Source organism: Streptomyces sp. Wb2n-11, from assembly GCF_001049855.1.
GTDB classification, from domain to species: domain Bacteria; phylum Actinomycetota; class Actinomycetes; order Streptomycetales; family Streptomycetaceae; genus Streptomyces; species Streptomyces altiplanensis.
In genome coordinates this window covers 1,222,628-1,241,821 of the sequence record NZ_CVPB01000001.1, presented here as the reverse complement: position 1 = coordinate 1,241,821, position 19,194 = coordinate 1,222,628, and the positions used below count along the sequence as shown (strand labels likewise).

Below are 19,194 nucleotides of genomic sequence, written 5' to 3'. Positions count from 1 at the left end.
GTCCGGCCGGCGGCCTCGTGCGGGGTCAGCCCTGGGCGCCGTTGCTGGCGAGCGCGGCCGACAGGTCCTCGGCGACTTCCTGGAGGACCGGGACGATCTTCTCGGTCGCCGCCTCCGTCACCCGGCCCGCCGGGCCCGAGATGGAGATGGCCGCGGCGGTGGGGGAGTTGGGAACCGGTACCGCCAGGCAGCGGACCCCGATCTCCTGCTCGCCGTCGTCCACGGCGTAACCGGCCCTGCGGACCTGCTCCAGGGCCTCCAGGAAGCCGTCCGGGGTGGTGATCGTCTTCTCGGTGGCGGTCGGCATGCCCGTACGGGCGAGCAGCGCGCGCACCTCCTCCGGCGGGGTGTGCGCGAGGAGCGCCTTGCCGACGCCCGTGGAGTGCGGGAGGACCCGGCGGCCGACCTCGGTGAACATCCGCATCGAGTGCTTCGAGGGCACCTGGGCGACGTACACGATCTCGTCGCCGTCGAGCAGCGCCATGTTCGCGGTCTCGCCGGTCTCCTCGACCAGACGCGCGAGGTACGGGCGGGCCCAGGTGCCGAGCAGCCGGGACGCGCTCTCGCCGAGACGGATCAGGCGCGGGCCCAGCGAGTAGCGGCGGTTCGTCTGCTGGCGTACGTAACCGCAGGCGACGAGCGTGCGCATCAGGCGGTGGATGGTCGGCAGCGGGAGGCCGCTGCTGGCGGAGAGCTCGCTGAGCCCGACCTCGCCGCCCGCGTCGGCCATCCGCTCCAGCAGGTCGAAGGCGCGCTCAAGGGACTGGACACCACCGGTGGGCGCAGCGGGCTTGGAAGCGTCGGTGGTGGCGTTGGACGACGGCACGTCAACGGTCCTTTCGAGGCGGATGGGCAAGGCAGCAGCCTACCCGCCGCTTGCCCGGAGCACACGGTCCTCGTCAAGACGTCCTCGCCGGTCAGAGGGTGTTTGTCCCTGTGTCCGCCGTCACTTCGAAGGATCTCTTGACGTTCTGCCCGTAGATAACCACGTTCTGCCACACGAAATTCCACTTCCACTTTGTGGAAACATCTAAGCGTGGGGGGTCTCGTGTGCGGAGTCGCCGCGATCCCCGGCGTCATCGAGTCGACGGCCGCGCCCCTCCGGGTCGCCGCCGAGGCGGGCGCGCGGGCCGGGTCGCGGGCGGGGTGGTGCACCGAGTGATCTCCGTGCAGGTCACGGGGGTCTCAGGGGCTGGGGAGGGTCTTGACGGACCCGACCCCGAAGTGAAGACTCCTTCAACAGTTCGTTGAATTCCTCGGAACTGGATTTCACCATACGGAAGTGAGGGGCAGGGTGTCCGACGTGGACCTGGTACTGCGCTCGACGCGCGTCATCACCCCCGAGGGGACGCGCGCCGCATCGGTGGCCGTCGCCGGCGGGAAGATCGCGGCTGTGCTGCCGCACGACGCCGAGGTGCCGGCCGGAGCCCGGCTGGAGGACTTCGGGGACGACGTCCTGCTCCCCGGCCTCGTCGACACCCACGTCCATGTCAACGACCCGGGCCGCACCGAGTGGGAAGGCTTCTGGACCGCCACCCGCGCGGCGGCGGCCGGCGGCATCACCACGCTTCTCGACATGCCGCTCAACTCCCTCCCGCCCACCACCACGGTCGAGAACCTGCGCACCAAGCAGGACGTCGCCCGCAGCAAGGCGCACATCGACGTCGGCTTCTGGGGCGGAGCGATCCCCTCCAACATGAAGGACCTGCGGCCGCTGCACGACGCCGGCGTCTTCGGCTTCAAGTGCTTCCTCTCGCCCTCGGGCGTGGAGGAGTTCCCGGAGCTCGACCAGGAGCAGCTCGCCCGGTCGATGGCCGAGATCTCCGGCTTCGGCGGTCAGCTGATCGTCCACGCCGAGGACCCGCACCACCTGGAGGCGGCCCCGCAGAAGAGCGGTCCTGCGTACGCCGACTTCCTCGCCTCCCGGCCGCGCGACGCCGAGAACACCGCGATCGAGAGCCTGATCGCGCACGCCAAGCGCCTCGGCGCCCGCGTCCACGTACTGCACCTGTCGTCCTCGGACGCGCTGCCGCTCATCGCCGCCGCCAAGCGCGACGGCGTACGCGTCACGGTCGAGTCCTGCCCGCACTTCCTCACCCTCACCGCCGAGGAAGTCCCGGACGGGGCCACCGAGTTCAAGTGCTGCCCGCCGATCCGCGAGGCCGAGAACCAGGACGCGCTGTGGGAGGGGCTCGCGGACGGCACGATCGACTGCATCGTCTCCGACCACTCGCCCTGCACCACCGACCTCAAGACCCCCGACTTCGCCTCCGCGTGGGGCGGGATCTCCTCGCTCCAGCTGGGCCTCCCCGCGATCTGGACCGAGGCCCGGCGCCGCGGCCGCTCGCTGGAGGACGTCGTCCGCTGGATGTCCGCCGCGCCGGCCGAGCTGGCGGGGCTGTCGCAGAAGGGCGCCATCGAGGCCGGCCGCGACGCCGACTTCGCGGTCCTCGCCCCCGACGAGACCTTCACCGTCGACCCGGCGGAGCTGCACCACCGCAACCAGGTGACGGCGTACGCCGGCAAGACCCTGCACGGCGTCGTCAGGTCGACGTGGCTGCGCGGCATACGCATCGCCGACAACGGCACCCTCGCCGAGCCGACCGGTCGGCTGCTCGAAAGGAACAACTGACGTGTCGACCCCGTCCTTCACCGGTGACGCGAACCCGTACGGCGGCGGCGACCCGTACGCCGACTACCGCACCGCCGACTTCCCCTTCACCCGCTTCGCGGACCTCGCCGACCGGCGGCTCGGCGCGGGCGTGATCGCCGCCAACGACGAGTTCTTCGCCGAGCGCGAGAACATGCTGCGGCCCGGGGCGGCGGAGTTCGACCCCGAGCACTTCGGCCACAAGGGCAAGATCATGGACGGCTGGGAGACCCGTCGCCGCCGTGGCGTCAGCGCCCAGCAGCCCCACCCCGCCGACGAGGACCACGACTGGGCCCTCGTACGGCTGGGAGCGCCCGGAGTCGTACGCGGGATCGTCGTCGACACCGCCCACTTCCGCGGCAACTACCCGCAGGCGGTATCGGTCGAGGCCGTTTCGGTGCCGGGTTCGCCCTCGCCCGAGGACCTCCTGGCCGGCGACGTGAAGTGGGTGACCCTCGTCCCCCGTACGGCGGTCGGCGGCCACGCGGCCAACGGTTTCGCCGTCGACGTCGAGCAGCGCTTCACCCACCTGCGGGTCAACCAGCACCCCGACGGCGGCATCGCGCGTCTGCGCGTGTACGGCGAGGTCGCGCCCGACCCGGCCTGGCTCGCCACCCTCGGTACGTTCGACCTCGTGGCCCTGGAGAACGGCGGCCGGGTCGAGGACGCCTCCGACCGCTTCTACTCCCCGGCCACCAACACCATCCAGCCGGGCCGCTCGCACAAGATGGACGACGGCTGGGAGACCCGCCGCCGCCGCGACAGGGGCAACGACTGGATCCACTACCACCTGGTGGAGCAGGCCGAGATCCGCGCCGTCGAGATCGACACGGCGTACCTCAAGGGCAACTCGGCCGGCTGGGCGGCGCTCTCGGTGCGCGACGGCGCCGACGGCGCGTGGACCGAGATCCTGCCCCGCACCCGGCTCCAGCCCGACACGAACCACCGGTTCGTCCTGGGCGCGGTCCCGGCGGCCACCGAGATACGGATGGACATCTTCCCGGACGGCGGCGTCTCCCGACTGCGCCTCTTCGGCTCCCTGACCGGGACCGGCGCGGCGCGCCTGGCGGCCCGGCACCGGGAACTGGGCGGCTGACGCCCGGGCCGCCCCCCTGAACGCGGAGTGCGCCGGGTCGCGACGGCCCCGGCGCGCTCCGCTCCTCCTCCGGCGGCCCTATGCCGCGTGGCCGCCGTCGACCACCACCTCGGACCCCGTCATGTACGCGGCGTCCTCGCTCGCCAGGAACGCGACCGTCGCGGCGACCTCGTCGGCGGTGCCGAAGCGGCCGAGGGCCGTCAACTCGGTCTGCGGCGCGGCGTACGGGCCGTCCGCCGGGTTCATGTCCGTGTCGATCGGTCCCGGGTGGACGAGGTTGGCCGTGATGCCCCGGCCGCCCAGCTCCCGCGCCAGGGCCTTGTTCAGCCCGATCAGCGCGGCCTTGCTCGTGGAGTACAGCGTTCCGCCGGGGCCCGGCACCCGCTGGGCCATGCAACTGCCGACGGAAACGATCCTGCCGCCGCGTTCCATCACGGCGGCGGCGGCCCGCGAGGCGAGGAAGACCGCCCGTACGTTCACCGCCAGCACCCGGTCCACGTCGGCGAGCGTCAGCGCGTCGATCGGGCCGAGCACGCCGACCCCCGCGTTGTTGACCAGGATGTCGAGCCGGCCGAGCACGTCCACCGCCTGCCCCACCACCCCGGTGACGGCCGCCGGGTCCGCCGCGTCGGCCCGCAGCGCGACGCCGCGCCGCCCCGCCGATTCGATCTTCTGGACGACCTCGTGGGCGCCCGCCCCGTCCTGTACGTAGGTGATCGCCACATCCGCGCCGTCCCGCGCGAGCCGCAGCGCGATCGCCGCGCCGATGCCGCGGCTGCCGCCGGTGACCAGAGCCGTCCTGCCGTCCAGTGAAGCCATGTCGACTGCCTCTTCTTCCGTTCCGTGGCCGCTGTGCGCGCCCGAAGTCGTTACGGATTCAAGGAAACCGGGGGCGGGTTGCGGGCGCTGGCGGCAAACGGACGCCGTGCCCGGGCCTCCCCCGGCGGACCGATGAATTCCGTGGAAGCGTGGAGTCAGAGCTGGTGACACGCAAGCGCGGAAGGGGACCGGACCATGAGGATCACACTCACCACGTTCCTCACGCTCGACGGCGTCATGCAGGCCCCGGGCGGCCGTGAGGAGGACACCAGCGGCGGCTTCGAGCACGGCGGCTGGCTCGTGCCCTTCGCCGACGAGGGCATGGGCCGCTTCGTCGACGAGGTCTTCGGCCGCGCCGACGCCTTCCTGCTCGGCCGGCGTACGTACGAGATCTTCGCGGCCTTCTGGCCGAAGGTCACCGACGGGAACGACCCGATCGCGAGCCGCCTCAACAACCTCCCGAAGTACGTCGCGTCCACGACGATGGACAAGGCGGACTGGAACAACTCCACCGTCATCTCCGGCAACGTCGCGGAGGAGGTCTCGCGGCTCAGGGAACAGCCCGGCCGCGAGCTCCAGATCCACGGCAGCGGCAAGCTCGCCGGGTCCCTGATGCGCCACGACCTCATCGACGAGTACAACCTGCTGGTCTACCCCGTCGTCCTCGGCGCGGGACAGCGGCTGTTCGAGGAGGGCGGCCTGCCGACCTCATTCGAGCCGGCCGGCAGCAGGACCACCGAGGCCGGGACCGCCATCCACACCTACCGGCCCGCGGGCCGGCCGGAGTACGGCACATTCGGGCTCGACCAGTGACCCACGCCCGGATACGGTGATCGCTCCGCGTGCGAGCCGCCGAAGTCTCCACACCGCCCTTCCCGGGGAGACCGCGCCCGTGGCCGCCGCACCACCGCCGACCGCCGTACCCGCACCCGTGCCCGCGCCCGGCCTCACTCCGCCGGGCCGGGCGGCGTGGCTCGCCGACCTTCCCGTACTGCTGGTCGCGGTCGTCTGGGGCGCGAGCTACCTCGCGGCCAAGGAGATCACCACCGCGCAGACCGTGGTGGCCGTCCTGGTCCTGCGCTTCGCCGTCGTGCTGCCCGTCCTGGCCGCCGCCGGGTGGCGGAACCTGCGCGCGCTGAACGCCGCCCAGTGGCGCGGCGCGGGGCTGCTCGGGCTCGTACTCAGCGTGATCTTCCTGCTGGAGACCTACGGCGTCGTGCACACCTCGGCGACCAACGCCGGGCTCATCATCAGCCTCACCATGATCTTCACCCCGCTCGCCGAGGCCGTGGTGACGCGGACCGGGCCGTCCCGCGCCTTCCTGGGAGCGGCGGGCCTCTCGGTGGCCGGTGTGGTGCTGCTGACCCAGGGCGGCGGCTTCACCACACCTTCGTCCGGCGACCTGCTGATGCTGCTGGCGGCGCTCGCCCGTACCGTGCACGTGCTCGCGATGGCCAGGATCAAGTCCGTCCAGGGCGCGGACGCGCTGTCGCTCACGACGGTCCAACTGGGCGGCGCGGTGGCCGTTTTCGCGGTACTGGCGGCCGCCCCCGGCACGGGCCCGGCGCCCTGGACGGTCGCGGCGGGCTTCGGGCCGCGCGAATGGGCGGGACTGGTCTTCCTCTCCGTCTTCTGCACGCTCTTCGCCTTCTTCGTGCAGATGTGGGCGGTACGCCGCACCTCCCCGTCCCGCGTCAGCCTCCTCCTCGGCACGGAGCCCCTGTGGGCGGCGGCGGCCGGCATCGCGATCGGCGGCGAACGGCTCGGCGCGGTCGGCCTCCTGGGCGGCGTACTGGTGCTGGCCGGGACGGCGTGGGGCCGGCGGGCGGGGACGCGGCCGTAACCGGCGCCCCGCCCGGTCCTACACCCGCCGGAAGCGGTCGGAGGCGGCCATCAGGGCCACGCCCACCACCGCGAGCACGATGTTCGTGTAGATCTCGTGGCCCCGCAGGAACGGCAGCAGTTGAAGGAACCCGAAGAACTTCGGCATCCACCCGGTGACTTCGTGCACCACACCCGACGCGCCGGCCACGAACAGCACGAATCCGGCGACCTCAAGAATCTTCTTCATGCGCCGATCGTCGCGCCGTCCGGCGGCCCGCCGCGTCGGCCGTCGGAACCCGGTGGTGCGCCGAAAGTCCGGGACTTCGTGACTTTGGTCGCCGTCCGCGGCTCCGGCGCCCGGAACCGGCCCCCGCGACCGTAGCTTTGTCGACATGGCCGATCAGGAGTACCGCTGGCTCCAGCCCTCGGCGATGGCCGACCCCGATCTGCCGGGGGACCGGGGCAGGCGACCGCGCCGTACTCCGCGGGACTGGTTCGTCGACATCCTCATGTTCCTGTTCGCCGCGCTCCTGGGCATCGCCGCGGCCGATGTCGCCGCCGGCATGGGCAACCCCCCGTACGTCGTCTTCCTCGACCAGCTCGTCGGCGCTGCCGCCTGCTGCGCCCTGTGGGCGCGGCGCCGCTGGCCCGTGGGCCTGGCCGGCACCCTCGTCGCCGTCTCCGCCGTGGCGCCCGTCGCGTCCGGCGCCGAGCTCGTCGCGCTGTTCACGCTCACCGTGCACCGCCCGTTCAAGGTGGTCGCCGCCGTCGGCCCCGCCGCCGTCGTGGGCGGTCTGGTGCAGGCGGTACTGCGCCCCGACCCCACCCTGCCCTTCCTGGTCTCCGCCGTCGCGACCGTCGTGATCGTGCTGCTGGTCATCGGGTGGGGCATGTTCGTACGCTCCCGCCGCCGGCTCGTCGTGTCGCTGCGCGACCGCGCCCGCCGCGCCGAGGCCGAGGCGGCGCTCCGCGCCGAACAGGCGCAGCGCCTGGCCCGCGAGGCCGTCGCACGCGAGATGCACGACGTGCTCGCCCACCGGCTCACCCTGCTCAGCGTCCACGCCGGCGCGCTCGAATTCCGCCCCGACGCCCCGTCCGCCGAGATCGCCCGCGCCGCCGGGGTGATCCGCGACAGCGCACACGAGGCGCTCAACGACCTGCGCGACGTCATCGGCGTACTGCGTGGACCGGCGGCCGGTGACGAGCACCGGCCGCAGCCCACCCTCGCCACCCTCGACGCCCTGCTCGCCGAGTCCCGCGAGGCCGGCATGGAGGTCACCCTCGACAACCGCGTCGCCCGCCCCCAGGACGTGCCCGCCGCCACCGGCCGCAACGCCTACCGCATCGCCCAGGAGGGCCTGACCAACGCCCGCGAGCACGCGCCCGGCGCCGAGGTCACCGTGACGCTGGCCGGAGCACCGGGCGGCGGCCTCACCGTCGAGGTGCGCAACCCGGCCCCCCGGGGGGATCCTCCCGAGGTCCCGGGCTCGGGCCAGGGGCTCATCGGCCTGACCGAACGGGCCGCGCTCGCCGGCGGCCGTCTCGACCACGGACCCACCACCGACGGCGGATTCCGGGTCGGCGCCTGGCTACCGTGGGCCGCATGACGACCATCGGACTGCTCATCGTCGACGACGACCCGCTGGTACGGGCCGGGCTCACCTTCATGCTCGGCGGGGCTGGCGACATCGAGATCGTGGGGGAGGCGGCCGACGGTGCCGAGGCCGTGGCGATGGCCGGCCTGCACCGCCCCGACGTGGTCCTCATGGACATCCGGATGCCGGTCATGGACGGCCTCACGGCGACCGAGGAACTGCGCCGCCGCCCCGACGCCCCCGAGGTCGTCGTCCTCACCACCTTCCACGTCGACGAGCAGGTGCTGCGGGCGCTGCGGGCCGGGGCCGCCGGATTCGTACTCAAGGACACCGCGCCCGCGCAGATCGTCGAGTCGGTACGACGGGTGGCGGCAGGAGACCCGGTGCTCTCACCGGCGGTCACCCGCCGGCTGATGACCCATGTCGCCGAGGTGTCCGCCGGTCCCCGCAGGGACACGGCGACGCGGCGGATCGGCGAACTCGCCGAGCGCGAGCGGGAGGTCGCGGTCGCCGTCGGGCGCGGACAGTCCAACGCGCAGATCGCCGCGTCGCTGTACATGAGCGTGCCCACCGTCAAGGCCCACGTGTCGCGCGTCCTGGCCAAGCCCGGCTTCAACAACCGTGTCCAGGTAGCGCTGTTGGTGCACGACGCGGGCCTCCTCGACGAGGGCGGCGACGTAGGCTGACCGGGCAGACGCCGAAGAGGTGGGGAGCATGACAGTCGTCGATCTCAGTGATCACGCCGAGGAGTTCGCGGCGGATCCGTATCCGTACTACGCGAAACTGCGCGCGGCCGGCCCCGTCCACCGGGTCCGGACCGAGTCCGCGGGGGAGGTGCGGCTGATCGTCGGCCACGACGAGGCGCGGCGGGCGCTCGCCGACCCGCGGCTCGGCAAGGACTGGCGGATCTCGAACCTGTGGGACGGGACCTCGGCCGACAACCCGATCGGCGCCAACATGCTGGAGTCCGACCCGCCCCACCACACGAGGCTGCGGGGGCTCGTCGCCCGGGAGTTCACCGGCCGCAGGATCGAGGCGCTGCGGCCCCAGGTCCAGCGCGTCACCGACGAACTCCTCGACGCGATGACGGCCGGCGAGAACCGCACGGCCGACCTCGTGGACTCCCTCGCCTTCCCGCTGCCCATGACCGTCATCTGCGAACTCCTCGGCGTGCCCGACCTGGACCGGGCCTCCTTCCGCGGCTGGTCCAACGAGATCGTCGCGCCGACCGGCGCGGAAGCGGGGGAGGCGGCCGTACGGGCCATGGGGGAGTACCTCGCCGAACTCGTCGAGGACAAGCGCTCGTCGCCCGGCGACGACCTGATGAGCGCGCTGATCAGGACGCGGGACGAGGACGGTGACCGGCTCACCCCCGACGAGCTCATCGGCATGGCCTTCCTGCTGCTCATCGCGGGCCACGAGACCACCGTCAACCTGATCTCCAACGGGATACGGGCGCTCCTCGCCCACCCGGAGCAACTGGCGGCCTTGCGCGCCGACTTCGGGCTCATCGACAGCGCGGTCGAAGAGATGCTGCGCTACGACGGCCCCGTGGAGAACGCCACGTACCGCTTCGCCCGCGAGCCCTTCGAGATCGGCGGCCTCGTCATACCGGCCGGCGATCCGGTGCTGGTATCCCTCGCCGCCGCCGGCCGCGACACCGCCCGCTTCCCCGACCCGGACCGCTTCGACATCACGCGCCCAGCGGCCACCGGGAAGGGGAGAGGCCCGGGCCATCTCGCCTTCGGGCACGGCCTGCACTTCTGCCTGGGCGCACCGCTGGCCCGCATGGAGGGCCGCATCGCCGTCCGCACGCTCCTGGAACGCTGCCCGGACCTGGCGCTCGCCCCCGACGGCGGCCCGCTGGAGTGGCTGCCCGGGCTGCTCATGCGGGGCGTACGGCGTCTGGAGGTGCGGTGGTGAGCGCCGGTTTCGACCTGGCCTCGGCCCGGAAGGTCCTGGACAGCCAGCCGTTCAGCAGGCTGCTCGGCGCGCGGATCACGGGTTTCGGGGACGGCGAAGCCGTACTCGAAGTGGACATCCGTGACGAACTGTGCCAGCAGAACGGCTTCCTGCACGGGGGAGTCCTGGCGTACGCCGCCGACAACGCCCTCACCTTCGCTGGCGGCGCGGCACTGGGCCCCGCCGTCCTCACCGGCGGCTTCTCCATCCAGTACGTACGCCCCGCGACCGGTGCGACGCTGATCGCCCGCGCCGCCGTCGTCCACGGCGGCCGCCGGCAGGCGGTGTGCCGCTGCGACGTGTACGTGGCTGACGGGGTGGGCACCGAGACGCTGTGCGCGGTGGCGCAGGGCACGGTGCTCACGGCGGCCTCCGGCCCGTCCGGCGGTTGAGGGGCGGGGCCCGGGGCGCAGCACCGGCCGCACGCCCCGCAGGCCCGCCCCGCAGGCCCGCCCCGCAGGCCCGCCCCGCAGGCCCGCCCCGCAGGCCCGCCCCGCAGGCCCGCCCCGCAGGCCCGCCCCGCAGGCCCGCCCCCTCCGGCCCCGCCGCCCCCGCCGGGGCGCGACCGCCCCGCCGCCCCCGCTAAGGCGCGACCGCCGCGACGAACCCCGCCGGATCCTCCGCCCACGGCATGTGCCCCGCCCCGCGAGCGTCACCCGCCTGACGTCCGGCAGGGCCTGCTCCAGCGAGTCCACCGCCCCCCGCGGCCGGAGGTCCCGGGCGCCGTCCACGATGACGGCCGGCACCCTCAGCCCACCGCACGCCACATGGAGCTGATGCTCGCTCATCGTCCTCGTCTCGGCGACGATCTCCGCATGGCACTCGGAGTTGACGCCGAGCCAGGGCGTGGCCATCCGCTCGGCCAGCACGCGCGCCCGTTCCCGGTCCGGCCCCGCGAAGTCCGCCGCCCACTGGAGCACGTACATCTCGCGCTCCTCCGCCTCCGTGAGCCGCTCCCTGGACTTCAGCTCCTCCCAGCGGGGCAGCCCTTCGCCGATCGCGGAGCGCAGGTTCCGTACGAACTCCGGATGCCAGGCGGAGTCCGGTCCGATCCCGGTGCCCGAGACGTACACCAGCCTCGTCACCCGCTCCGGGTGCGCGAGCGCGTAGTGCAGGGCGAGCCTCGCCCCCCAGGAATGGCCGAGCAGCGTCATGGAATCCAGCCCGAAGTGGCGGCGTACGGCGTCGAGATCGGCCACCGACCCGGCCACCGAGCAGGGGCCGCGCCGCTCGGAGCGCCCGCAGCCGCGCTGGTCCCAGCGGTACACCGCCGCCCGGTCCGCGAGCAGTGCGGCCACGTCCTCGAGGGTGTCCCACAGCCCGGGCCCGCCGTGGCACAGCACCACCGGGTCGCCCTCGCCGGTCCTCTCCACCCACAGCCTCGTCCCGTCGTCCGCCTTCAGCGTCATGACGCGGGGACCTCTTCCATCCGGACCGGACGCCGCTCCCGGCGCGAGCGCTCGCACGCCTCCGCGATGCGCAGCGCGTGCAGCGCCTCCCCGCCGTCGCAGGGGTTGTCCCGCTCGCCCCGTACGAGCCGGACGAAGGCGTCCAGCTCCGCCTCGTACGCCGGGGCGAACCGCTCCAGGAAGCCGGGCCACGGCTGCTCGCAGGCCGGCGGCCCCTTCGGCTCGGTCGAGGTGATCGGCGTCCGGCCGTCGAGGCCGACCGACACCTGGTCGAGCTCGCCCGCCAGCTCCATCCGTACGTCGTACCCGGCGCCGTTGCAGCGGGTGGCCGTGGCGGTGGCGAGCGTGCCGTCGTCGAGGGTGAGGACCGCCGCGGCCGTGTCGACGTCGCCCGCCGCGCGGAACATCGCGGGCCCCGCGTCGGACCCGGTGGCGTACACCTCGACGACCTCGCGCCCCGTGACCCAGCGCAGGATGTCGAAGTCGTGCACCAGGCAGTCGCGGTAGAGGCCGCCGGACAGCGGCAGGTACGCGGCGGGTGGCGGCGCCGGATCGGAGGTCGTCGCCCGTACGGTGTGCAGCCGGCCGAGGCTCCCGGACCGTACGAGCTCGCGCGCCGTGGTGTACCCGGCGTCGAACCGGCGCATGAAGCCGAGCTGGAGCACGCTCCCCGCCGCGTCGACCTCCCGCAGCGCGCCCAGCGTCCCCGCCAGGTCGAGTGCGATCGGCTTCTCGCAGAACGCCGGCAGCCCGGCCCGCGCGGCCCGGCCGATCAGCTCGGCGTGCGCCGAGGTGGCGGAGGCGATGACCACGGCGTCCACGCCCCGCGCGAAGATCTCGTCGACCGAGGACGCGGCGGTCGCGCCGAGCCGGCCGGCGACCGCGGCGGCCCGCGCCGTATCGGTGTCCGTGACGAGGAGAGCACCCACTTCCCGGTGACGGCTGAGCACGTCAGCATGGAATGAACCGATACGTCCCGTGCCGATGAGTCCGATGCGCATGACCCCAAAGTGGTGCCCTGCCGCCACCCTGTCAAGGGTTTGTCCGGACAACCGAACGACCGGACCTCAGGACTTCCTGTGGTCATTACCTGGGGTTACGCTCACTGCGTGTCGAAACCCGCAGCTGACCCCACGATCTCCCTGCAACTCGGCGTGGACCGGAACAGCCCGGTGCCGCTGTACTTCCAGCTGTCGCAGCAGCTGGAGGCGGCGATCGAGAAGGGCCGGCTCGCCCCCGGGAGCCTCCTCGGCAACGAGATCGAACTGGCCGGACGCCTCGGCCTGTCCCGCCCCACCGTCCGCCAGGCCATCCAGTCGCTCGTCGACAAGGGCCTGCTGGTCCGCCGCCGCGGTGTCGGCACCCAGGTCGTGCACAGCCAGGTCAAGCGCCCCCTCGAACTCAGCAGCCTCTACGACGACCTCGAAGCCGCGGGCCAGCTGCCCGCCACCACGGTCCTGCGCAACACCCTCGAACCGGCGACCGCCGAGGTCGCGGCGGCGCTCGGTGTGGCGGAGGGCAGCGACGTACACCTCGTCGAGCGGCTGCGCCTCGCGCACGACGAGCCCGTGGCCCTCCTGCGCAACCACCTGCCCACCGGGCTGCTGGCCCTCGGCACCGAGCACCTCGAGGCGACCGGCCTCTACCGGATGATGCGCGCGGTCGGCATCACGCTGCACAGCGCGCGCCAGTCGGTGGGGGCGCGCGCGGCCGGGGCCGACGAGGCGCGGCAGCTGGGAGAGGCGGAGGGGGCGCCGCTGCTGACGATGCAGCGGACGACGTTCGACGACACGGGGCGGGCGGTCGAGTTCGGTTCGCACATCTACCGGGCCTCGCGCTACGCCTTCGAGTTCCAGCTGCTCGTCAGGCCGTGAAAAGCATTGCCGCGTAAGAATGTTCGGACAAAGCATTGACGGGGGATCGCGTACGCCGCTAGAACTCCCCCAGCCGCAACGGGCGGCCGGGAGACAAGGCGGAACCCACGATGCGTACCCACCGCAAGGCAGCAGCCCTCCTCGCCGTATGCGTGCTCGTCCTCGCGGCCGGGTGCAGCTCCGAGGGCGGCAAGGACTCCGAGGAGAAGAACGGCGACGGCGGCGGGGGGAAGGCCGTCGCCACCGAGCGCCTGAAGATCGCCATGGTGACGCACTCCGGGGAGGGCGACACCTTCTGGGACATCGTCAAGAACGGCGCCGAACAGGCCGCGGCCAAGGACAACGTCGAGTTCCTGTACGCCGCCGACAAGGAGGGCAAGGGGCAGGCCCAGCTCATCGACTCCTACGTCGCCAAGAAGGTCGACGGGATCGTGGTGACCCTCGCGAAGCCGGAAGCGGTCAGGGCCTCCGTGGAGAAGGCCGTGGCGGCCGGCACACCCGTCGTCACCATCAACGCGGGCGGCGAGCACTCCGGGGCGGTCGGCGCGCTCAGCCACATCGGCCAGGAGGAGTCCGTCGCCGGTGAGGCCGTCGGCGAGGAGCTCAACGAGCGCGGCAGGAAGAAGGCGCTCTGTGTCATTCACGAACAGGGGAACGTCTCCCTCGAAGCGCGCTGCGCGGGCGTGAAGAAGGCGTTCCGGGGAACGGTCGAGAACCTCAATGTCGAGGGCACCAACATGCCCGCCTCGACCTCCTCCATCGAGGCGAAGCTCCAGACCGGCCGGGACATCGACACGGTCGTCACCCTCGGCGCGCCCTTCGCGGCCGCCACCGTCAAGGCGAAGGCGGGCGCGGGGAGCGGGGCGGAGGTCAACACGTTCGACCTCAACGCCGAGGTGGTCGAGCGGCTCAAGGCCAAGGAGATCGGCTTCGCCGTCGACCAGCAGCCGTACCTCCAGGGCTACCTCGCCGTCGACGGACTGTGGCTCCACAAGACCAACGGAAACGTCCTCGGCGGCGGAAAGCCCGTCCTCACCGGACCGGCCCTCGTCACGGACAAGGACGTGCCGGCGCTGGAGAAGTACACCGCCCGCGGAACCCGGTGAATACGGTGCGAACCTCCGTAACCGATACTTGGTCGGCCGGGGACGGTCTGAATGATCCCCGGCCGCACCGAGGAGTACGAGAAGGGCACGGCGTCGTGGCAAGGGTTCGGACAGGGGTACGCGCGGTGGGCGCGGTGCTGGCGGCGGTACTCGGGGCTTCCCTGGTCGGGTGCAGCAGTACGGGCGGCAAGCGCGCCGAGGAGCGGGCCGAGCAGGCGGCCGCCCGGGGGAAGGCCGCGGTGAGCACACCTGAATGGACCGTCGGCATGGTCACCCACTCGGGCGACGGCGACACGTTCTGGGACATCGTGCGGAGCGGCGCCGAGCAGGCCGCCGCCAAGGACAACATCAAGTTCCTGTACGCCCACAGCGACGAGGGCCAGCAGCAGGCCCAGCTGGTCGACTCGTACATCGACAAGAAGGTCGACGGGCTGATCGTCACGCTCGCCAAGCCCGACGCCATGAAGGCCGTCGTCGCCAAGGCCGTCGAGGCCGGCATCCCGGTGATCACCGTCAACTCCGGCTCGGCCGAGTCCAGGGAATTCGGCGCGCTCACCCACATCGGGCAGGACGAGACGATCGCCGGTGAGGCCGTCGGCGAGGAGCTCGGCAAGCGCGGGAGGAAGAAGGCGCTGTGCGTCCTGCACGAGCAGGGCAACGTCGGCCACGAGCAGCGTTGCGCGGGCGCGAAGAAGACCTTCGACGGTGAGATGCAGAACCTCTACGTCGACGGCACGAACATGCCCGACGTACTGGCGTCCATCGAGGCGAAGCTCCAGACCGGCCGGGACATCGACGCCGTCGTGACCCTCGGCGCGCCCTTCGCGGACGCCGCCGTCAAGGCGAAGGAGCAGGCGGGCAGCAAGGCCGAGGTCGACACCTTCGACCTCAACTCCCAGGTCGTCGCCGGGCTCCGGAGCGACGCGCTCGGCTTCGCCGTCGACCAGCAGCCCTACCTCCAGGGTTACCAGGCGGTCGACCTGCTGTGGCTCTACAAGTACAACGCCGACGTGCTCGGCGGCGGAAAGCCGGTCCTCACCGGGCCCCAGATCGTCACCAAGAAGGACGCCGCCGACCTGGAGGCCTACACGAAGCGGAGGACCCGATGACCGCGACCGCACCGGCCCAGGCGCCGGTCCCCGGCCAGAAGGCGCCCGCCGACGAACGGCTGCTGAGGACGTCGTTGCTGCGCAGACTGCTCGGCCGCCCCGAGCTCGGCTCGGTGGTCGGCGCCGTCGCCGTCCTCCTCTTCTTCGCGGTCGTGGCGGACAGCTTCCTGCGCCCGTCCAGCTTCGGCACCGTCCTGTACGCCGCGTCCGTGATCGGCATCATGGCCGTCCCGGTCGCGCTGCTGATGATCGGTGGCGAGTTCGACCTGTCGGCCGGCGTCCTGGTGACCAGCTCCGCGCTGGTCTCCTCGATGTTCAGCTACCAGATGACGGCCAACATCTGGGTCGGCGTCCTCGTCTCGCTCCTGGTGACGCTCGCCGTCGGCGTGTTCAACGGCGTCATGCTCACCCGCACGAAACTGCCGAGCTTCATCATCACGCTCGGTACGTTCCTGATGCTCACCGGCCTGAACCTGGGCCTGACCAAGCTGATCAGCGGCACGGTGTCGACGAAGAGCATCGCCGACATGGAGGGCTTCGACTCCGCCAAGGCGCTCTTCGCGTCGCAGGTCACCGTCGGCGGCGTGAACCTCAAGGTCACCGTGGTGTGGTGGCTGGTCCTGGTGGCCGTCGCGACCTGGATCCTGCTGCGCACCCGCGCCGGCAACTGGATCTTCGCGGTCGGCGGCGGGGCGGAAGCGGCCCGCGCTGTCGGCGTCCCGGTCAACAAGACCAGGATCGGGCTCTACACGGGCGTGTCCCTCGGCGCCTGGATCTCCGGCCAGCACCTGCTCTTCTCCTTCGACGTCGTACAGTCCGGCGAAGGCGTCGGCAACGAGCTCATCTACATCATCGCGGCCGTCATCGGCGGCTGCCTGATCACCGGCGGCTACGGCTCGGCGATCGGCTCCGCGGTCGGTGCCTTCATCTTCGGCATGACCAGCAAGGGCATCGTGTACGCCGAGTGGGACCCCGACTGGTTCAAGTTCTTCCTCGGAGCGATGCTCCTTCTGGCCACCCTGCTCAACGCATGGGTACGCAAGCGCGCGGAGGCGACCCGGTGACCGAACACGCGACGACCCCCCTGGTCGAGCTCCACGACGTCAGCAAGTTCTACGGCAACATCAAGGCCCTGGAGGGAGTCTCCCTCGAAGTCCACGCGGGCCGGATCAGCTGCGTACTGGGCGACAACGGCGCCGGCAAGTCCACCCTCATCAAGATCATCGCGGGTCTGCACCAGCACGACGCGGGCACCTTCTCGATCGGGGGCGAGGAGACCCGGCTGGCGAACCCCCGCGACGCCCTGGACCGGGGCATCGCGACCGTCTACCAGGACCTCGCCGTCGTACCGCTGATGCCGGTCTGGCGGAACTTCTTCCTCGGCTCCGAGCCGACGAAGGGCGCGGGCCCCTTCAGGCGGCTCGACGTCGGCCTCATGCGCGGGACCACCCGCTCCGCGCTGCTGCGCATGGGCATCGACCTGCGCGACGTCGACCAGCCCATCGGCACGCTCTCGGGCGGCGAGCGCCAGTGCGTGGCCATCGCGCGCGCCGTCCACTTCGGGGCGAAGGTCCTGGTCCTCGACGAGCCGACCGCCGCACTCGGCGTCAAGCAGTCCGGTGTCGTGCTGAAGTACGTCGCGGCGGCGCGCGACGCGGGTCTCGGTGTTGTTCTCATCACGCACAACCCGCATCACGCCTACCTCGTCGGCGACCGTTTCGTGCTCCTCAAGCGCGGCGCGATGTCCGGCAGCCACACCCGTGACGAGATCACCCTCGACGAGCTGACGCGCCAGATGGCGGGCGGCAGCGAGCTCGACCAGCTCAGCCACGAGCTGGAGGCGGGACGGACCTGACGCCGCTGCGTGCGCCGGTTCCCGGCCCGCCCGGCGTCCGCGGACCGGAGGGCCGGGACGGGGGCCGGGCCCGAGGGGCCCGCACCCCGCCCCACCGGATGGCAGAATCGGCCTCTGACCGCCACCGGCCCGAGACCCCGCAGGGGACATGAGCACGTACCGAGACTTCGCGCACCGCGGTTCCGCCCGCGCCACCGTCCTGAAGACCGTCGGGACCCGTGAGCGGCGCTCGCACCTCAGCGCGCCCCGGGTGCCCACCGTCGGGATCGACATCGGCGGCACGAAGGTGATGGCCGGCGTCGTCGACGCCGACGGCGTCATCCTCGAGAAGGTCCGCACCGAGACACCGGACAAGTCCAAGAGCCCCAAGGTCGTCGAGGACACCATCGTCGAGCTGGTCCTCGATCTCTCCGACCGCCACGACGTCCACGCGGTGGGCATCGGCGCGGCCGGCTGGGTCGACGCCGACCGCGCCACGGTGCTCTTCGCCCCCCACCTGGCCTGGCGCAACGAGCCCCTGCGCGACGCGATCGCGGCCCGCCTCGCGGTCCCCGTCCTGGTCGACAACGACGCCAACACCGCCGCCTGGGCGGAGTGGCGCTTCGGCGCCGGACGCGGCGAGGACCACCTCGTCATGATCACGCTCGGCACCGGCATCGGCGGCGCGATCCTCGAGGACGGCCAGGTCAAGCGTGGCAAGTACGGCGTCGCCGGCGAGTTCGGCCACATGCAGGTCGTGCCCGGCGGCCACCGCTGCCCGTGCGGCAACCGCGGCTGCTGGGAGCAGTACAGCTCCGGCAACGCCCTGGTGCGCGAGGCCCGGGAGCTCGCCGCCGCCGACTCCCCGGTCGCGTACGGCCTCATCGAACGCGTCGGCGGCAACATTCCCGAGATCACCGGACCGCTCATCACCGAGCTCGCCCGCGAGGGCGACGCGATGTGCGTCGAGCTGCTCCAGGACATCGGCCAGTGGCTCGGCGTCGGCATCGCCAACCTCGCCGCCGCGCTCGACCCCTCCTGCTTCGTCATCGGCGGCGGCGTCAGCGCCGCCGACGACCTGCTCATCGGACCGGCCCGCGACGCCTTCAAGCGCCAGCTCACCGGCCGCGGCTACCGCCCCGAGGCCCGCATCGCCAAGGCCCAGCTCGGCCCCGAGGCCGGCATGGTCGGCGCCGCCGACCTCGCGCGCCTGGTCGCGCGCCGCTTCCGCCGCGCCAACCGCCGCCGCCTGGAACGCCACGAACGCTACGAGCGCTACGCCCAGGCCATCCGCTCCACCACTCAGGGAACCCCGTAATGACCCCGCCCGTGACCCAGCAGCCCCCGTCCGCGGACGACGCGGGAAAGCCTCCCGAGAGCCGCCGCCGCACGATCGCCCGCCGCTGCCTGACGGCGGTCGTCATCGTGCTGCTCATCGGCATCCCCGCGGGCTACCTGCTGATCTCCGCCGAACAGAGCCGCGACAGCGGCCGCGACAAGGCGAAGGTGGCCTCGGCCACCGGTCTCACCGAGGGCTTCCCGTCGCGCATGACGCGCCGCATCTACGACGTACCGATCCCCGGCAGGGCCCTGGACGTCGCCTACTACGAGACGAACAACTGGAAGAGCAGCAGACTGTACGTCCAGTTCAGCACCATACCGGCGGGCCTCGACTGGTTCCTCGGCCGCCTGGGCACCGACCGGGCCGCCCTGGAGGACGGCAGGATCACGATCAGCGAGCGTGACGCCGGGGTCGTCGGCTGGACCCTCGGCCCCGGCCGCTCCTGGGCCGGCACCACGATCGACCAGAAGGACCCGCAGCCCACCGTCGACATCACCGTCGACGAGACCGACCCCGCGCACCCCTTCGTCCGCGTCGTCTCCACCGCCACCCCCTGACCCCCTGGGAGAGCACC

The 19,194-nt window shown here is 72.3% G+C and carries 20 protein-coding genes and 1 pseudogene; 16 read left to right on the top strand and 5 right to left on the bottom strand.

Translation table 11 applies throughout. The features are described from left to right. Window positions 1–25 precede the first annotated feature (25 nt). Window positions 26–826, bottom strand: coding sequence for an IclR family transcriptional regulator (locus BN1555_RS05500; RefSeq protein ID WP_093798333.1), 801 nt, complete (start codon window positions 824–826; stop codon window positions 26–28). A gap of 210 nt (window positions 827–1,036) precedes the next feature. Here BN1555_RS05500 and BN1555_RS40135 point away from each other — a divergent pair, with 210 nt between their 5' ends. From BN1555_RS40135 to alc, 3 genes are all read left to right on the top strand, one after another. Continuing rightward, complete coding sequence (locus BN1555_RS40135; RefSeq protein WP_255305890.1) at window positions 1,037–1,162, top strand: hypothetical protein; 126 nt, start codon at window positions 1,037–1,039, stop codon at window positions 1,160–1,162. 132 nt (window positions 1,163–1,294) lie between these two features. After that, window positions 1,295–2,632, top strand: coding sequence for an allantoinase AllB (gene allB, locus BN1555_RS05495; RefSeq protein ID WP_093798332.1), 1,338 nt, complete (start codon window positions 1,295–1,297; stop codon window positions 2,630–2,632). Window position 2,633: 1 nt separating this feature from the next. Beyond that, window positions 2,634–3,746, top strand: coding sequence for an allantoicase (gene alc / locus BN1555_RS05490; protein ID WP_093798331.1), 1,113 nt, complete (start codon window positions 2,634–2,636; stop codon window positions 3,744–3,746). A gap of 78 nt (window positions 3,747–3,824) precedes the next feature. Here the strand turns inward: alc and BN1555_RS05485 are convergent, their stop codons facing one another. Next, window positions 3,825–4,565: an SDR family NAD(P)-dependent oxidoreductase gene (locus BN1555_RS05485; RefSeq protein WP_093798330.1), complete on the bottom strand. Its 741-nt coding sequence runs from the start codon at window positions 4,563–4,565 to the stop codon at window positions 3,825–3,827. Window positions 4,566–4,760: 195 nt separating this feature from the next. On the opposite strand from BN1555_RS05485, the gene BN1555_RS05480 reads away from it, so the two are divergent. Next, a complete protein-coding gene (locus BN1555_RS05480; protein WP_093798329.1) occupies window positions 4,761–5,378 on the top strand; it encodes a dihydrofolate reductase family protein in 618 nt (205 codons plus the stop codon). A 118-nt stretch (window positions 5,379–5,496) separates the two neighbouring features. After that, window positions 5,497–6,408: a DMT family transporter gene (locus tag BN1555_RS05475; RefSeq protein WP_176710250.1), complete on the top strand. Its 912-nt coding sequence runs from the start codon at window positions 5,497–5,499 to the stop codon at window positions 6,406–6,408. Window positions 6,409–6,426: 18 nt separating this feature from the next. On the opposite strand, the gene BN1555_RS05470 is transcribed toward BN1555_RS05475, so the two are convergent. Continuing rightward, the gene (locus BN1555_RS05470; RefSeq protein ID WP_093798327.1) at window positions 6,427–6,636 is read right to left on the bottom strand and encodes a hypothetical protein; all 210 of its coding nucleotides are present in this window, start codon (window positions 6,634–6,636) and stop codon (window positions 6,427–6,429) included. Between the two features lie 145 nt (window positions 6,637–6,781). On the opposite strand from BN1555_RS05470, the gene BN1555_RS05465 reads away from it, so the two are divergent. The 4 genes from BN1555_RS05465 to BN1555_RS05450 are packed head-to-tail and all read left to right on the top strand — an operon-like array spanning window position 6,782 to window position 10,338. Then, a complete protein-coding gene (locus BN1555_RS05465; protein ID WP_093798326.1) occupies window positions 6,782–7,996 on the top strand; it encodes a sensor histidine kinase in 1,215 nt (404 codons plus the stop codon). Beyond that, complete coding sequence (locus BN1555_RS05460) at window positions 7,993–8,670, top strand: response regulator (RefSeq protein ID WP_093803207.1); 678 nt, start codon at window positions 7,993–7,995, stop codon at window positions 8,668–8,670. Before BN1555_RS05465 ends, BN1555_RS05460 begins: the two co-directional genes overlap by 4 nt. Window positions 8,671–8,698: 28 nt before the next feature. Continuing rightward, complete coding sequence (locus tag BN1555_RS05455; protein ID WP_093798325.1) at window positions 8,699–9,907, top strand: cytochrome P450 family protein; 1,209 nt, start codon at window positions 8,699–8,701, stop codon at window positions 9,905–9,907. Next, window positions 9,904–10,338 (top strand): PaaI family thioesterase, encoded by a 435-nt coding sequence (locus tag BN1555_RS05450; RefSeq protein ID WP_093803205.1) that lies wholly within the window; start codon window positions 9,904–9,906, stop codon window positions 10,336–10,338. The genes BN1555_RS05455 and BN1555_RS05450 overlap by 4 nt, the downstream gene beginning before the upstream one ends. 444 nt (window positions 10,339–10,782) lie before the next feature. On the opposite strand, the pseudogene BN1555_RS40130 reads toward BN1555_RS05450, so the two are convergent. Continuing rightward, window positions 10,783–11,355, bottom strand: a pseudogene (locus BN1555_RS40130) (alpha/beta fold hydrolase); the annotation flags it as partial. Further along, window positions 11,352–12,356 carry a Gfo/Idh/MocA family protein gene (locus BN1555_RS05440; protein ID WP_093798324.1) on the bottom strand — a complete coding sequence of 335 codons (1,005 nt, stop codon included), beginning with the start codon at window positions 12,354–12,356 and terminating at the stop codon, window positions 11,352–11,354. The pseudogene BN1555_RS40130 and the gene BN1555_RS05440, both read right to left, overlap by 4 nt. A 108-nt stretch (window positions 12,357–12,464) precedes the next feature. Between BN1555_RS05440 and BN1555_RS05435 the strand changes: the two genes are divergently transcribed. The 7 genes from BN1555_RS05435 (at window position 12,465) to BN1555_RS05405 (ending at window position 19,177) form a co-directional block, all read left to right on the top strand. Then, window positions 12,465–13,229, top strand: a complete 765-nt coding sequence (locus BN1555_RS05435; protein ID WP_093803203.1) for a GntR family transcriptional regulator — start codon at window positions 12,465–12,467, stop codon at window positions 13,227–13,229. Between the two features lie 110 nt (window positions 13,230–13,339). Beyond that, window positions 13,340–14,335, top strand: a complete 996-nt coding sequence (locus tag BN1555_RS05430) for a sugar ABC transporter substrate-binding protein (RefSeq protein ID WP_093798323.1) — start codon at window positions 13,340–13,342, stop codon at window positions 14,333–14,335. Window positions 14,336–14,430: 95 nt separating this feature from the next. Then, on the top strand, window positions 14,431–15,444 hold the full coding sequence (locus tag BN1555_RS05425; protein ID WP_093798322.1) for a sugar ABC transporter substrate-binding protein: 1,014 nt from the start codon (window positions 14,431–14,433) through the stop codon (window positions 15,442–15,444). After that, window positions 15,441–16,508, top strand: a complete 1,068-nt coding sequence (locus tag BN1555_RS05420; RefSeq protein WP_093798321.1) for an ABC transporter permease — start codon at window positions 15,441–15,443, stop codon at window positions 16,506–16,508. The genes BN1555_RS05425 and BN1555_RS05420 overlap by 4 nt, the downstream gene beginning before the upstream one ends. After that, window positions 16,475–17,299: an ATP-binding cassette domain-containing protein gene (locus BN1555_RS05415; protein ID WP_093798320.1), complete on the top strand. Its 825-nt coding sequence runs from the start codon at window positions 16,475–16,477 to the stop codon at window positions 17,297–17,299. Before BN1555_RS05420 ends, BN1555_RS05415 begins: the two co-directional genes overlap by 34 nt. 148 nt (window positions 17,300–17,447) lie before the next feature. Beyond that, window positions 17,448–18,596 (top strand): ROK family glucokinase, encoded by a 1,149-nt coding sequence (locus BN1555_RS05410; RefSeq protein WP_093798319.1) that lies wholly within the window; start codon window positions 17,448–17,450, stop codon window positions 18,594–18,596. Further along, window positions 18,596–19,177 (top strand): hypothetical protein, encoded by a 582-nt coding sequence (locus tag BN1555_RS05405; RefSeq protein ID WP_093798318.1) that lies wholly within the window; start codon window positions 18,596–18,598, stop codon window positions 19,175–19,177. The genes BN1555_RS05410 and BN1555_RS05405 overlap by 1 nt, the downstream gene beginning before the upstream one ends. The last annotated feature ends 17 nt before the right edge of the window (window positions 19,178–19,194 follow it).